The organism is Catellatospora vulcania (genome assembly GCF_009720385.1).
Lineage (GTDB): Bacteria > Actinomycetota > Actinomycetes > Mycobacteriales > Micromonosporaceae > Catellatospora > Catellatospora vulcania.
The window spans coordinates 117,215-131,178 of sequence record NZ_WARX01000014.1 but is presented as its reverse complement, the minus strand read 5'-3'; the positions used below and the strand labels follow the sequence as shown (position 1 = coordinate 131,178).

The window sequence follows — 13,964 nt, the reverse complement described above, 5'->3', positions numbered from 1 at the left end:
ATCAGACTTCCTCGACGCTGCTCGGCTCCCGCCGGGACAGATCGATACCGAGCTCCTCCGCCGCCCGGAACACCTCGTCGTCGGTCTCGCGCATCTCCAGGGCAACACCGTCGCTGGACAGCACCTCGACGTTCAGGCACAGCGACTGCAGTTCCTTGAGCAGCACCTTGAACGACTCGGGGATACCCGGCTCGGGGATGTTCTCGCCCTTGACGATGGCCTCGTAGACCTTCACGCGACCCAGCACGTCGTCGGACTTGATGGTCAGCAGCTCCTGCAGCGCGTAAGCCGCGCCGTAGGCCTGCATCGCCCAGCACTCCATCTCGCCGAACCGCTGGCCACCGAACTGCGCCTTACCACCCAGCGGCTGCTGCGTGATCATCGAGTACGGGCCGGTCGACCGAGCGTGGATCTTGTCGTCGACCAGGTGGTTCAGCTTCAGGATGTACATGTAGCCGACCGAGATCGGGTCCGGCAGCGGCTCACCCGAGCGGCCGTCGAACAGCTTGGCCTTGCCCGACTCGCCGATCAGCTGGGTGCCGTCGCGGTTGGGCAGGGTGCTGCCGAGCAGACCGGCGATCTCGTCGTCGTGCGCGCCGTCGAACACCGGGGTCGCCACATTCGTGTTGGCCTCGGCCTCGTGCGCGCCGATCGAGCGCAGCGCCTTCTTCCACTCGGCGTCGTCGCCCGAGACCTTCCAGCCGGTCTTCGCGACCCAGCCCAGGTGGACCTCGAGAACCTGGCCGATGTTCATTCGGCCGGGCACACCCAGCGGGTTGAGCACGATGTCGACCGGAGTGCCGTCCTCGAGGAACGGCATGTCCTCGACCGGAAGGATCTTGGAGATGACACCCTTGTTGCCGTGGCGGCCGGCGAGCTTGTCACCGTCCTGGATCTTGCGCTTCTGGGCCACGTACACCCGGACCAGCTCGTTGACGCCCGGGGGCAGCTCGTCGCCGTCCTCGCGGGAGAACGTGCGCACACCGATGACCGTGCCGGTCTCGCCGTGCGGCACCTTCAGCGAGGTGTCACGGACCTCGCGCGCCTTCTCACCGAAGATCGCGCGGAGCAGCCGCTCCTCCGGGGTCAGCTCGGTCTCGCCCTTGGGCGTGACCTTGCCGACCAGGATGTCGCCCGGCACGACCTCGGCGCCGATCCGGATGATGCCCCGCTCGTCCAGGTCCGCCAGCATCTCTTCGCTGACGTTCGGGATGTCGCGGGTGATCTCCTCCGGGCCCAGCTTGGTGTCGCGGGCGTCGACCTCGTGCTCCTCGATGTGGATCGAGGTGAGCACGTCCTCCTGCACCAGACGCTGGGACAGGATGATCGCGTCCTCGTAGTTGTGGCCCTCCCACGGCATGAAGGCGACCAGCAGGTTGCGGCCGAGCGCCATCTCACCGTTGTCGGTACACGGGCCGTCGGCGATGACCTGACCGGCCTCGACGCGGGCACCCTCCGGGACCACCGGCTTCTGGTTCACGCACGAGCCCGAGTTGGACCGGCGGAACTTGTGCAGCAGGTAGGTCCGGCGGAAGCCGTCGTCCTGGTGCACGGTGATGTAGTCCGCGCACAGGTCCTCGACCACGCCGCCGACCTCGGCCACGACCACGTCGCCGGCGTCGGTCGCGGCACGGTACTCCATACCCGTGCCGACCAGCGGGGCCTCGGCCTTGACCAGCGGCACCGCCTGACGCTGCATGTTCGCGCCCATCAGGGCCCGGTTGGCGTCGTCGTGCTCGAGGAACGGGATCATCGCGGTCGCGACGGACACCATCTGCCGCGGCGACACGTCCATGTAGTCGACCTGTGCCGGCGGCACGTAGTCGACCTCACCGCCCTTACGGCGGACCAGGACGCGGTCCTCGGCGAAGGAGCCGTCACCCATCAGCACGGCGTTCGCCTGCGCCTTGATGTAACGGTCCTCCTCGTCCGCGGTCAGGTAGTCGATCTGGTCGGTGACCCGGCCCTCGACGACCTTGCGGTACGGCGTCTCGACGAAACCGAACGGGTTGACCCGCGCGAACGTCGACAGCGCGCCGATCAGGCCGATGTTCGGGCCTTCCGGCGTCTCGATCGGGCACATCCGGCCGTAGTGCGACGGGTGCACGTCGCGGACCTCGAAGCCGGCGCGGTCACGCGACAGACCACCCGGGCCGAGCGCCGACAGGCGGCGACGGTGGGTCAGACCCGCGAGCGGGTTGGTCTGGTCCATGAACTGCGACAGCTGCGACGTGCCGAAGAACTCCTTGATCGCAGCCACCACGGGGCGGATGTTGATCAGGGTCTGCGGCGTGATCGCCTCGACGTCCTGCGTGGTCATGCGCTCACGCACGACGCGCTCCATGCGGGAGAGGCCGACCCGAACCTGGTTCTGGATCAGCTCGCCCACGGTGCGCAGACGACGGTTGCCGAAGTGGTCGATGTCGTCGGCCTCGTAGCCGTCCTCGCCCGCGTGCAGGCGGGCCAGGTACTCCACGGTGGCGACGATGTCGTCCTCGGTCAGCGTTCCCGTCGTGATCGGGATCTCGAGCTCGAGCTTCTTGTTGAACTTGTAACGACCGACCTTGGCGACGTCGTACCGCTTCGGGTTGAAGAAGAGGTTGTCGAGCAGGGTCTGGGCGTTCTCGCGCGTCGGCGGCTCGCCAGGGCGCAGCTTGCGGTAGATGTCGAGAAGGGCCTCGTCCTGACCGGCGATGTGGTCCTTCTCGAGGGTCGTCATCAACAGCTCGGACCACGCGAAGCGCTCGCGGATCTGGTCGTTGGTCCAACCGATCGCCTTCAGCAGGACGGTGACGGCCTGCCGGCGCTTGCGGTCGATACGCACACCGACGGTGTCGCGCTTGTCGATGTCGAACTCCAGCCAGGCACCCCGGCTGGGGATGACCTTGACGCTGGAGAGGTCGCGGTCAGAGGTCTTGTCCGGCTCCTTGGAGAAGTACACGCCAGGAGAGCGGACGAGCTGGCTGACGACGATGCGCTCGGTGCCGTTGATGATGAAGGTGCCCTTCGGCGTCATCATCGGGAAGTCACCCATGAACACGGTCTGGCTCTTGATCTCGCCAGTCGAGTTGTTGGTGAACTCCGCGGTCACGAACAGCGGCGCGCAGTAGGTGAGGTCCTTCTCCTTGCACTCCTCGATGGAGGCCTTGACCTCGTCGAAGCGCGGGTCGGAGAAGCTGAGCGACATGGTGCCGGAGAAGTCCTCGATCGGGCTGATCTCTTCGAGGATCTCCGCGAGTCCCGAGCGGGCGTCTGCGAGAGCCGACGAACGGGACTGCCAGGACTCATTGCCGACAAGCCAGTCAAAAGACTCGGTTTGGATAGCGAGCAGATTGGGTACTTCGAGGTGTTCGGTGATCCTGCCGAAGGAGATCCGGCGGGGAGCGAACGCGCTCGACGATCGACTGGTCTTCGCAGGGCGGGAGGCTGCCAAGATACGTCCTTCCGAGGACCGGTGGTGCAACGGCCGTTACGCGAGCAACCCGACAACCCCTGGTCCAGAGCCGACGTCAAAAAACGTCCGGCATTCCGGGCAGGGGGAAAGTCGAAGGGCAGCGCAAACTAGCACTGTAGCAGAAGCACCGACCGCTGTCGAGTCCCCACGGCAGGCTTCCGCAGAACGTGCCCGGGACCACCTTCAGATCGGTGTCCACCACGCTCTGTACCCCGCCCGCTACGCACTCGGAAGGTCGTACTGAAGAAAGACTGCCTGGCGTCGTCGTTCACGTCAAGACCCGGCGGCGTCTTCCAGTGTCCAACACTGCGTCAAGTTCGTATCACTGCGCGTTTGTGCAGCAAGAACAAGGGGCGGGCATCCCGTGGATGCCCGCCCCTCGATGCGGTCACGCTCTTGGCGTAAAGCCCGGCGTGACCTCAGATCACTTCAGGGTGACCTTGGCGCCCTCGGCCTCGAGCTTGGCCTTGGCCTTCTCCGCGGTCTCCTTGTTGGCCTTCTCGAGGATGGCCTTCGGCGCGGCCTCGACCACGTCCTTGGCCTCCTTCAGGCCCAGGCCGGTCAGCTCACGCACGACCTTGATGACCTGGATCTTCTTGCCACCGTCGGACTCGAGGACGACGTCGAACTCGTCCTTCTCCTCGACCTCGACCGGAGCGGCCGCGGTCGGGCCGGCGCCGATCGCGACGGGCGCGGCGGCCTTCACGTCGAAGGTGTCCTCGAACTGCTTCACGAACTCGGAGAGCTCGATCAGGGTCATCTCCTTGAACGCGTCGAGGAGTTCGGTGCTGCTCAGCTTCGCCATGTCAGGCGTCCTTTCGTTTCGGGTCTACATGCCGCGGCAGGCAGCCGCGAGCTGGTTGGATCGGATGACGTCGACGCCGGTCAGGCGTCGGCGCCCTCCTTCTCGCGCTTGTCCTGCAGGGCGGCGACCGTACGGACGGCCTGCGCCAGCGGGGCCTGGAAGAGCGCCGCGGCGTTGCCCATGCTTGCCTTCATCGCGCCGGCCAGCTTGGCCAGCAGGACCTCACGGGACTCGAGGTCGGCGAGCTTCGCGACCTCAGCCGCGCTGATCGCCTTGCCCTCGAAGACGCCGCCCTTGATGACGAGCAGCGGGTTCGCCTTCGCGAACTCCTTCAGGCCCTTCGCAGCCTCGACGACATCGCCGGAGACGAAGGCGAGCGCGGTAGGACCGGTGAACAGAGCGTCGAGACCGGTCAGACCGGCGTCGGTCGCGGCGCGCTTGGCAAGCGTGTTCTTGGCAACGGTGTACTCGGCACCGCCCAGCGAACGACGCAGCTCGGTCAGCTGCTTCACGGTCAGGCCGCGGTACTCGGTGAGCACCGTGGCGTTCGACTCGCGGAAGCGCTCGGTGAGCTCCGCAACACTGCCGGCCTTGTCGGCACGGATCTTGTCCGCCATGTCCCCTCCTCTCTCGTACTCCAGGCTGGTCTCGCGGGACCCGGCGTTCGACAGGAGCGGACAAACAAAACGCCCCGGCGCAGGGCGCACGGGGCTTCGCACGGCACGAGGCCGTCAGGCTCACCGTTCTTCCCTGCGCGGGCCGCCCGTGGGTCCGCTCGTTGCCGAGCGACGGGGCCTTCGATCATGCTCCGGAGTGATCCGGATCAGATGACCAGCGGTCTTTGGGTGGAACTGTTGACGGCAACGATACGTGACCTGGTCGCCGCCCTCCAAATCGGGGGTGGTGTGAGCTGGCTTGTATCAATCGTTTGACACAAGACGCAGTGATGACGTTCACTTGTATCAGTTGCTTGATACAACAGGGAGGTCAACATGAACGGAGCCGCCTACGTGCGGTCGGCCGGTGTCGTCCTGGGCGGGGCGCTGAGCTTCACTGTCGCCAACAGCACCCTGATCCCGCTCGCCGTGCCCCTGTTCGCGGTGTTCGTGCTGGCCGGAGTCGCGGTCAGCGAACTGATGTCGCCCCGGCCGTCCCCATCCGGGCAGCCGACGGCGCAACTCACCGCGCGCGACGTCGACGCGTACCTGCCACCTGGGTCCCGGGCGCAACTGCGCTGGCTGGGCCTGGCACTGGTGGTGGCACTGCCCCCGCTCGCCGTGCAGATCGGCGTCAACCCCATGGCCACAGCCGGGGAGTTCCACACCACCGGCGCCATGGTGCGCCTGGCGCCCACCGCCGTGGTCCTTGCCTGCTGGGGCCTGCTCGCCCGGCATCTGCTGCGCCGCATCGCCGAGGCCGGCCACGCCGGGCTGGACCCGCAGCACCTCGCCGCGGACGAGGCATGGCGGCGGCGGGCGTCCCGGCTGGTCCTCGGCACGACCGGGGTCCTGCTCTCCGGCACCCTCAGCGGCGCGATGTTCTACTACAGCCAGCGCGCCTGGCTGATCTTCGTCGGCGGCTGGGGCTGGTGGATGTTCGGCCTGCTCACCCTTGGCCTCACCACGTTCCTGGTGTTCGCGCACTACCTGCACCTGCTGATCCACCCGGGTCCGTCGGGCGTGGTGAGCGCCGTCGCGCAGCAGCAGGAGCCGGCCGAGGCCGCGGCGTGATCCCCACGATCACCATCCGGCACGGCCCGGTGCCGCCCTACGAACAGATCCGGGCCCAGGTCGAGGCGCTGATCAACGGCGGGCTGCTGGCGGCGGGCCACCGCCTGCCGCCGATCCGGCAACTCGCCGCGGACCTGGGCCTGGCCACCGGCACGGTGGCTCGGGCGTACCAGGAACTGGAGGCGGCCGGGCTGGTGACCACCCGGCGCGCGGCAGGCACGGTGGTGGCCGCACGAACCCCCGACCCGCCGACGGACCGACGGGGGCCGTTGGCACAGGCGGCGCATACCTACACCACCACCGCCCTGACCCTCGGCGCGGACCTCGACGAGGCCCTCGCCGCGATCCGCACCGCCTGGCCCCACCCCTGACCCCAGCCCAGCCCAGTCCTCGACCAGCCCCCGACCACGTCCTGGCCTCGGTTCGACCCTGGTCCCGGCCCGCCGCAGCCCGGCTCGTCGGCTCGGCTCAGCTCGGCTCGGCTCAGCTCGGATCGGCCGGCTCGGATCGGCCGGCTCGGCTCGGCCACCCCGGCTTCGGCCCTTGATCGCTGTTTGTGGTCAGAAAGTGCGGTCGGACCACACTTTCTGACCACAAACAGCGATCAACGCCAGTGGCGACGTCAAGAAGGGCACCTTCCTCTACGCATAGCGATGTGAAGGTGCCCTTCCTTCTCCCCGAGCCCGAGTCCCGAGTCCCGAGCCCGAGTCCCGAGGGGAAAGCGGAAGGCCCCGCCTCGCGGGTGCGAGGCGGGGCCTTCCGGGTGGAGTGTGGCGAGGCGGATCAGGACTCGGGGTTCTCCTGGATGTTGCGGGTCACGTTGGGGTCGACCGGGATGCCGGGGCCCATCGTGGTGGTGACGAAGACCTTCTTCAGGTACTTGCCCTTGGACGCCGACGGCTTGGACCGCAGCACCTCCTCCAGCACCGCGGCGTAGTTGTCGACCAGCTGCTCCGCAGTGAACGACGCCTTGCCGATGATCAGGTGCAGGTTCGAGTGCTTGTCCACGCGGAAGGTGATCTTTCCGCCCTTGATGTCGGAGACCGCCTTGGCGATGTCCATGGTGACCGTGCCGGTCTTCGGGTTCGGCATGAGGCCGCGCGGGCCCAGGATCCGCGCGATCCGACCGATCTTGGCCATCTGGTCCGGCGTCGCGATCGCGGCGTCGAAGTCCAGCCAGCCCTCCTGAATGCGGGCCACCAGCTCGTCGGTCCCGACGGCGTCGGCGCCGGCGGCGGTCGCCTCGGCGGCCTTCTCGCCGGAGGCGAAGACGATCACGCGGGCGGTCTTACCGGTGCCGTGGGGCAGGTTGACCACGCCGCGGACCATCTGGTCCGCCTTACGGGGGTCGACGCCGAGGCGCATCGCGACCTCGACCGTGGCGTCGAACTTGACCTTGGTGGTGCCCTTCGCGAGCTTGATCGCCTCGACCGGGGTGTACAGCTTGTCCCGGTCGACCTGCTCAGCGGACGCGTTGTAGCTCTTGCCGTGCTTCATTCTCGAATCTCCTGTGGTTGTGTCGAGCCCTGCCGGGCCCTCCCACGAAACTTCTGACCGTCAGGCGGCGGACGCCGCGGGCGGCGTTCAGTCCTTGACGGTGATGCCCATCGACCGGGCGGTGCCGGCGATGATCCGCTCGGCCATGTCCAGGTCGTTGGCGTTCAGGTCGGACATCTTCTTCTCGGCGATCTCGCGCACCTGGGCGCGGGTCACCGAACCGACCTTGGTGGTGTGCGGCACGCCGGAGCCCTTGGCGACACCGGCGGCCTTGATCAGGAGACGGGCGGCCGGCGGCGTCTTCAGCACGAACGTGAACGAGCGGTCCTCGTAAACGCTGATCTGTGCCGGGACGATGTCACCGCGCTGCGACTCGGTCTGGGCGTTGTACGCCTTGCAGAACTCCATGATGTTCACGCCGTGCTGACCCAGCGCGGGACCCACCGGCGGAGCCGGGGTGGCCTGGCCGGCCTTCAGCTGCAGGGTGAACGTCTTGACGAGTTTCTTCTTCGGAGGCATGTCTACTTCCTGGGACTTGTCGACCCGCCGTCTCGGCGGATCAGGGTGGTTTACACCGGACCGGCCGGTGCGTTCGCGCGCACGGTCAGCGCGCGGCACAGGCCGGACGTTCTAGATTAGCGCATACTCGCGGGCGCCTATCCGGCGAGGTGGGACCTTCGCACCGGATGTGAGCTGCGACGCGCCGAAACGCCGCGCGGCGGGGGCCCGAAGGCCGCCCGCCGCGCGATCGCGTTCTTCAGGAGGCCGCAGAGCGGGCCTCCGCATCAAGCTGTCAGATCTTGGCGACCTGGTTGAAGTTCAGCTCGACCGGGGTCTCCCGACCGAAGATCGACACCAGCACCTTGAGCTTCTGCTGGTCGGCGTTGATCTCGGAGATCGTGGCCGGCAGCGAGGCGAACGCGCCGTCGGTGACGGTGACCGAGTCGCCGACCTCGAAGTCCAGCACGCGGATCTCGGCCTTGGCCTTCTTCTGGCCGGCGCCGGGCGCCTCGACCGCGGGCAGCAGCCACTTCAGCACCTCGTCGAGGCTCAGCGGAGCCGGGCGGTCGGCCCGGTCCGTCGCGCCCACGAAGCCGGTCACACCCGGGGTGTTGCGCACACACGAGTAGGACTCGGGCGTGAGATCCATCCGGACCAGCAGGTAGCCGGGGAAGACCTTGCTCTGCACCTGGGTGCGCTTGCCGTTCTTGACCTCGACCTCTTCACGGGTCGGCACCTCGACCTGGAAGATGAACTCCTCCATGTCGAGGCTCGTGATCCGGGTCTCGAGGTTGGTCTTGACCTTGTTCTCGTAGCCGGCGTAGGAGTGCACGACATACCAGTCGCCGGGCGCGAACCGCAGCTTCTGACGCAGCTCCGTGGCCGGGTCGAACTCGTCCTCAGCGGGTGCCGTCGCAAGCTCCGGCTCGTCGGACACCGCGACCGCTGAGGTCGCCTCGGTGTCGTCCGTCTGGGCCGTCTCGTCGTACTCAGGCACGTAGCTGCTCACTTCCGTAGTTTGTGTTACTTCGCGTCGCCGAAGACGAACAGCACACCCTGGGCGTAGGCGAGATCCAGCAACGTCACGATGGCCATCATGAAGGTCACGAAGATCAGGACGACCGCGGTGTACGTCAGCAGTTCGTTGCGCGTCGGCCAGATGACCTTACGCAGCTCGGCGACGATCTCACGGACAAAACGTCCGATCCGGCCGAAGAAGCCGACCTTCTCGGCCTTCTCCGTGCTCTTGACCGCGCGGGAGCCCTTGCCGTCCGTCACCTTGCGGGACTTGGTCGCGGTGCCACCACCGGAGACGCCGGACTCGTCGTCGTCCTGAGCGTCATCGTCGACAGCGTCGTCGAACACGTCGTCAACGTGCTCGGCCGCGGCGTCCTCGCCACGTCGGTTGCTCTCGGCCACTTCGCCCTACTTCCATCTCGCGGGGTGGTGTCGGAACCGTGCAGGGACACGATCCCGTGTGCCCGACGCAGTCGCACGAGGAGCACCTGTTCCATCTGGCCCGCCCCCAGTGGGGGCCGATACGGGCCATACGACCATGGTCCACCAGCCGAGGACGTCACGGAAGACATCCGGTGGGCCGATTCCCATGATCGCCCACCGCGGGCCGGTAGGCCAAAGCCGCAGGGGCGACAGGACTCGAACCTGCAACCTGCGGTTTTGGAGACCGCTGCGCTGCCAATTGCGCCACACCCCTGTGCGGGAAGAGCACCCTGCCGATGGCCGAAAACCACCGGCGGAGTTCACTAACCCCACGGCCGACCAGTGTACGGGTAGACAGGCGAGTGGGCCAACTGGCACTCCCTATTTTCTCTCGCCACCGGCCGGCCGGCCAACGAACGAGCCCCTCAGATCTGCTTGACCACGACCCTGGCCTGCGCCAACACCTTCTCGCCGGCACAGATCGCGGTGAGGTCGAAGGTGACCAGACCGTCCTCGGAAACGTTCTTGATCACCGCGGTGAACTCCACCTCGGTGCCCTCGTCGGTGTCCGGCACCGGCACCGGGCGGGTGAACCTGACCCCGATGTCGAGCACCGCGTCCGCGGCGCCCACCCAGCCGGTGACGGCCCGGCCGGCCAGCGCCATGGTGTACATGCCGTGCGCGATCACGCCGGGCAGTCCGACGCCGACGGCGGTGCGCTCGCTCCAGTGGATCGGGTTGAAGTCGCCCGACGCGCCCGCGTAGCGGACCAGGTCGGCCCGGGTCACCCGGAACGTCTGCAAGGGCAGCTGCTGCCCCTTCTCGTACGCCATCTCACTCACCATGCCCTCGGACGACGAGCTTGCACACCACGGTCACCACGGGCTCGCCGGCCGGCGTGGCCAGCTCGGCCCGAGTGGTCAGGAAGTCGTGGCCGCCGCGGTGCGTGATGTCGTCGATGCTGCTGACGACCACCAGCTCGTCCCCGGCGACGATCGGGCGGCGGTACGAGAATCGCTGGTCGCCGTGGACCACGCGGGTGTAGTCCATGCCCAGTTCCGGGTCGGTGACGATCTGCTCCATGGCGGCGAAGCTCAGGATGATCGGGAAGGTGGGCGGGGCCACGACGTCGCGGTAGCCGGCCTTCTGCGCGGCCTCCACGTCGTGGTACAGGGCGTCGTCGGCACCGATCGCGGTGGCGAACTCCCTGATCTTCTCGCGGCCCACCTGGTAGGGCTCGGTCGGCGGATAGGTCCGACCGGTGAATGACTGGTCCAACGGCATGCCTGTGAACCTATGCCAGCAGGGGACGGCCCGATGGGCCGCCCCCTGCTGGGAACGTCTGCTGGACCGGAAAGGTCAGCGGGTCTCGCGGTGCGCGGTGTGCTTGCCGCAGCGCGGGCAGAACTTCTTCAGCTCAATCCGATCCGGGTCGTTACGCCGGTTCTTCTTGGTGATGTAGTTCCGCTCCTTGCAGTCCACGCACGCCATGGTGATCTTTGGACGTACGTCAGTCGCCTTGGCCACGGGAGTGCCTTTCTAGAACAAGCTGCTTAGTTACCGGCATACCAAGATAGACGACGTCCATCCAGACATGCAAAAAGGGCCGCCATGGCGATCCTTACACCGCGACCAGGGAATACCCCACCGGTCTGCGATCTAGCGTTGACTGGCGACACGCGCCAGCGATTCAACACAACGTAGCGGTGGCCGGAATTGAACCGGCGACACAGCGATTATGAGCCGCTTGCTCTGCCATCTGAGCTACACCGCCGTGGCGGGCACTCCCGGTGGATGCACCGGGAGTCCGGTCGAGCCCCCTTACGGAATCGAACCGTAGACCTTCTCCTTACCATGGAGACGCTCTGCCGACTGAGCTAAGGGGGCGTGCTCGTGGCCTGGTGGTTTCCCACCTCGCCGCGCGCCTTGGTAAGAGTACACAACAACAAGCCGCCGTGGAAATCGGGATACCCCCGGCGCGGCGCGGTGTGGTTCAGCCCACCGCGCGCAGTCGCCGGACCTCGCCCAGCGGGGTCGGTTCGGCGTCGGTCTGGGCGCCCAGCCAGGCTTCCAGCCGCTCGTACGGCAGCGGACGGCTGAACAGGAAGCCCTGCCCGATGTCGCAGCCGATCTCCTCGAGCAGCTCCAGCGTCAGCTCGCTCTCCACGCCCTCGGCGACCACGCTCAGCCCGAAGTGGCGCGAGATGTCCACCACGGCCCGCACGATGGCCAGGTCGCCCGGGTCGGTCGCCATGCCCTGCACGAAGGAGCGGTCCACCTTCACCTCGTGCACCGGCAGCCGGCGCAGATAGGACAGCGACGAATAGCCGGTGCCGAAGTCGTCCACGCTCAGGTGCACGCCCAGGTCGTAGAGCCGGCGCAGGGTCGGCAGCAGCCGGTCGACGCCGTCCACCACCCCGTCCTCGGTGATCTCCAGGGTCAGCCGGTCGGGTGACACGCCGTACTCCTGGAGCAGCTCGTCCACCCGGTCCGGGAAGGCCGGGTCGACCAGCGTGCGCGGCGAGAGGTTCACCGCGACCGAAAGCGGCCGGCCGGCGTCCACCCACTGCCGTGCCCGGCGCAGGCCCTCGCGCATCACCACCTCGGTGAGCCGGGACAGCTGCCCGGTGTGCTCGGCCACCGCGACGAAGTCCTCCGGCTGCACCGCGCCGTGGGTCGGGTGCTCCCAGCGGGCCAGGCACTCCACCCCGACCAGGCGGCGGTCCCGCAGGTTGACCTTGGGCTGGAAGTAGACCTCCAGCTCGTCGTTGTCCAGGGCGCGGCGCAGGTCCCCGGCCAGGCCGAGCCGGCGCACCGAGCGCGACTCCAGGGCCAGGTCGAACAGCTGCACCCCGCCCGCCAGCGCCTTCGCCGAGTGGGTCGCCACGTCGGCGCGCTGCAGCAGCGTCGCCGGATCGGAGCCGTGCTCCGGGTGCAGGCTGATGCCGACCGCGGTGTCGACGTCCAGGGTCAGCGAGCCGAACGTCATCGGGTTCTGCATCTGGCTGCGCAGCTCCGCGGCCAGCTGCAGCGCGGCCTCGGCGTTGGGCAGGCGCAGCGTCACCACGAACTCGTCGCCGCCGACCCGGCCCACCAGCGCCGCGGGTGACGACAGCGTGCGCAGCCGGGTGGCCACCTCGGCCAGCAACTGGTCGCCCGCGGACTGCCCCAGCGAGTCGTTCACGTCCCGCAGGCCGTCCACATCGAACATCAGCACCGCGACCACCTCACCGGGGGCGCGTACGCGAACCGCCTCCTCCAGCGCCTGGCTGATGCGGCGGCGGTTGGGCAGCGCGGTCAGGGCGTCGTGGTACGCGTCGAAACGCAGCCGGTCGACCAGGCGGTTGTTCTCGACCGCGACCGCCGCGTGTGCCGCGACCGCCTCCAGCAGCCGCACATCACCGGACCTGAAGTGCAGGTTGTCGCCGAGCCGGCCCGCCACCTCGAGCGTGCCGATCACCGCCGAGCTGGCCCGCAGCGGCACGACGATCGCATCCTTCGCGCCGAACTCGCGCAGCTGCGCCCGGATCGAATCGTCGCCGAGCTTGGCGCCGCCGGCCACCGTCTGGCCGGATTCGACGGCCTGCTTGCGCAGTGATTCCGGGGACCCCGCCACGTCGAGCAGGCCCTTGTCGTCGGCGCGCGCGCTGAGCAGCACCTCGGGGTGCCGGCCCTGTGCGGGCATCCACAGCGTCGCGTACTCGGCCTGCAGCAGCCTGCGCACCCGGCCGAGCAGCACGTCGGGCAGCGTGCCGTCGTGCGGGGTGTCGGAGATGGCACCGGTCAGGTCGTAGATCTCGGTGAGGGTGCGGTGCTGGTTCATCGCCCCGGCATAGGAGCGGTACGCGAGATAGAAGAAGGCGACCAGCACCGCGAGCAGCGCGTACGCGGCCGCACCCTGTTGCAGGATCAGCAGCACGGCGAGCCCGATGGCGGTGTTGAGGCCGGCCACCAGGATGCTCGGCAGCACGGAGACCGCCATCTCCTGCGGGGCGAAGCGGCCCTGGACCAGCGAGATCACGCCCACCACACCGGCGGCCGCCACGAGCACGCTGGTCAGCACGGCCACCACCAGCACGAACCAGCTGCGCGGATCGTCGGCCACGATCGGCCCCTGCTCGACCACGACGAGATTGGCGAACGCGGTGCTGGCACCCAGCAGGGCTATGTTGAAGGCGGCTTTCACCGGCGCGGTGCCGCGCCGCCACTGCGCCAGCGAATACACGGCGAGGCGGACGATCAGCAGCGTGACGGGCGGTAGATACGCCAGCGCGAGCAGGAACGGCACATCGGCCAGCGTGAGGATCATGCTGTGCCGACGGACCTCGAACTGCAGGCCGGTCATCTCGGCTACGAAGAACAGGCCGAAGAAGACGAGCCCCAGCCACCACTCGCCGAGTGGCTCATCGGAACGGGCGAACGCCAAGGCGGTGAGCCCGATGGTCATCAACACCAGCGGGCCGGTGATCAGCCAAGCCAGTTCGGGCGATCGTTGGACGCGCCGCTCAGGTCGTGCCAATGCCGTTCGCCCATTTCC

The 13,964-nt window shown here is 67.9% G+C and carries 13 protein-coding genes and 3 tRNA genes; 2 read left to right on the top strand and 14 right to left on the bottom strand.

Translation table 11 applies throughout. The features are described 5' to 3' along the window. Position 1 precedes the first annotated feature (1 nt). From rpoB to rplJ, 3 genes are all read right to left on the bottom strand, one after another. On the bottom strand, positions 2 to 3,433 hold the full coding sequence (gene rpoB, locus F6W97_RS30775; RefSeq protein ID WP_155374075.1) for a DNA-directed RNA polymerase subunit beta: 3,432 nt from the start codon (positions 3,431 to 3,433) through the stop codon (positions 2 to 4). A gap of 445 nt (positions 3,434 to 3,878) precedes the next feature. Continuing rightward, complete coding sequence (rplL, locus tag F6W97_RS30770) at positions 3,879 to 4,259, bottom strand: 50S ribosomal protein L7/L12 (RefSeq protein WP_155374074.1); 381 nt, start codon at positions 4,257 to 4,259, stop codon at positions 3,879 to 3,881. Between the two features lie 80 nt (positions 4,260 to 4,339). After that, positions 4,340 to 4,876: a 50S ribosomal protein L10 gene (gene rplJ, locus F6W97_RS30765; protein WP_155374073.1), complete on the bottom strand. Its 537-nt coding sequence runs from the start codon at positions 4,874 to 4,876 to the stop codon at positions 4,340 to 4,342. Between the two features lie 375 nt (positions 4,877 to 5,251). On the opposite strand from rplJ, the gene F6W97_RS41040 reads away from it, so the two are divergent. Continuing rightward, positions 5,252 to 5,989, top strand: a complete 738-nt coding sequence (locus F6W97_RS41040) for a hypothetical protein (protein ID WP_230687117.1) — start codon at positions 5,252 to 5,254, stop codon at positions 5,987 to 5,989. Continuing rightward, positions 5,986 to 6,360, top strand: coding sequence for a GntR family transcriptional regulator (locus F6W97_RS41035; RefSeq protein ID WP_230687116.1), 375 nt, complete (start codon positions 5,986 to 5,988; stop codon positions 6,358 to 6,360). The genes F6W97_RS41040 and F6W97_RS41035 overlap by 4 nt, the downstream gene beginning before the upstream one ends. Positions 6,361 to 6,772: 412 nt before the next feature. On the opposite strand, the gene rplA is transcribed toward F6W97_RS41035, so the two are convergent. The 11 genes from rplA to F6W97_RS30705 form a co-directional block, all read right to left on the bottom strand. After that, a complete protein-coding gene (gene rplA, locus F6W97_RS30755; RefSeq protein ID WP_155374071.1) occupies positions 6,773 to 7,486 on the bottom strand; it encodes a 50S ribosomal protein L1 in 714 nt (237 codons plus the stop codon). 87 nt (positions 7,487 to 7,573) lie between these two features. Continuing rightward, positions 7,574 to 8,005, bottom strand: coding sequence for a 50S ribosomal protein L11 (gene rplK, locus F6W97_RS30750; RefSeq protein WP_120317156.1), 432 nt, complete (start codon positions 8,003 to 8,005; stop codon positions 7,574 to 7,576). Positions 8,006 to 8,279: 274 nt separating this feature from the next. Continuing rightward, complete coding sequence (nusG, locus tag F6W97_RS30745; protein ID WP_155374258.1) at positions 8,280 to 8,984, bottom strand: transcription termination/antitermination protein NusG; 705 nt, start codon at positions 8,982 to 8,984, stop codon at positions 8,280 to 8,282. Between the two features lie 26 nt (positions 8,985 to 9,010). Beyond that, on the bottom strand, positions 9,011 to 9,406 hold the full coding sequence (gene secE / locus F6W97_RS30740) for a preprotein translocase subunit SecE (RefSeq protein ID WP_155374070.1): 396 nt from the start codon (positions 9,404 to 9,406) through the stop codon (positions 9,011 to 9,013). A gap of 222 nt (positions 9,407 to 9,628) precedes the next feature. Next, positions 9,629 to 9,701: transfer RNA gene (locus tag F6W97_RS30735), tRNA-Trp, on the bottom strand. A gap of 151 nt (positions 9,702 to 9,852) precedes the next feature. Then, positions 9,853 to 10,260 carry a MaoC family dehydratase gene (locus tag F6W97_RS30730; RefSeq protein WP_155374069.1) on the bottom strand — a complete coding sequence of 136 codons (408 nt, stop codon included), beginning with the start codon at positions 10,258 to 10,260 and terminating at the stop codon, positions 9,853 to 9,855. Between the two features lies 1 nt (position 10,261). Next, a complete protein-coding gene (locus tag F6W97_RS30725; protein ID WP_155374068.1) occupies positions 10,262 to 10,711 on the bottom strand; it encodes a MaoC family dehydratase N-terminal domain-containing protein in 450 nt (149 codons plus the stop codon). A 75-nt stretch (positions 10,712 to 10,786) separates the two neighbouring features. Then, entirely contained in the window at positions 10,787 to 10,954 is a 168-nt protein-coding gene (rpmG, locus tag F6W97_RS30720; protein WP_018347744.1) for a 50S ribosomal protein L33, read from the bottom strand. Positions 10,955 to 11,128: 174 nt separating this feature from the next. After that, positions 11,129 to 11,201: transfer RNA gene (locus F6W97_RS30715), tRNA-Met, on the bottom strand. A gap of 40 nt (positions 11,202 to 11,241) precedes the next feature. Further along, positions 11,242 to 11,314 (bottom strand) — tRNA-Thr (locus F6W97_RS30710). 106 nt (positions 11,315 to 11,420) lie between these two features. Next, positions 11,421 to 13,874: a putative bifunctional diguanylate cyclase/phosphodiesterase gene (locus tag F6W97_RS30705; protein WP_155374067.1), complete on the bottom strand. Its 2,454-nt coding sequence runs from the start codon at positions 13,872 to 13,874 to the stop codon at positions 11,421 to 11,423. Positions 13,875 to 13,964: the final 90 nt, after the last annotated feature.

Bases quoted from the DNA above. Each gene is read 5' to 3' on its own strand.
- rplL (WP_155374074.1), bottom strand. From the start codon at position 4,259: ATGGCGAAGCTGAGCAGCACCGAACTCCTCGACGCGTTCAAGGAGATG.
- rplJ (WP_155374073.1), bottom strand. From the start codon at position 4,876: ATGGCGGACAAGATCCGTGCCGACAAGGCCGGCAGTGTTGCGGAGCTC.
- F6W97_RS41040 (WP_230687117.1), top strand. From the start codon at position 5,252: ATGAACGGAGCCGCCTACGTGCGGTCGGCCGGTGTCGTCCTGGGCGGG.
- rplA (WP_155374071.1), bottom strand. From the start codon at position 7,486: ATGAAGCACGGCAAGAGCTACAACGCGTCCGCTGAGCAGGTCGACCGG.
- rplK (WP_120317156.1), bottom strand. From the start codon at position 8,005: ATGCCTCCGAAGAAGAAACTCGTCAAGACGTTCACCCTGCAGCTGAAG.
- F6W97_RS30730 (WP_155374069.1), bottom strand. From the start codon at position 10,260: ATGGCGTACGAGAAGGGGCAGCAGCTGCCCTTGCAGACGTTCCGGGTG.
- F6W97_RS30725 (WP_155374068.1), bottom strand. From the start codon at position 10,711: ATGCCGTTGGACCAGTCATTCACCGGTCGGACCTATCCGCCGACCGAG.
- F6W97_RS30705 (WP_155374067.1), bottom strand. From the start codon at position 13,874: ATGACCATCGGGCTCACCGCCTTGGCGTTCGCCCGTTCCGATGAGCCA.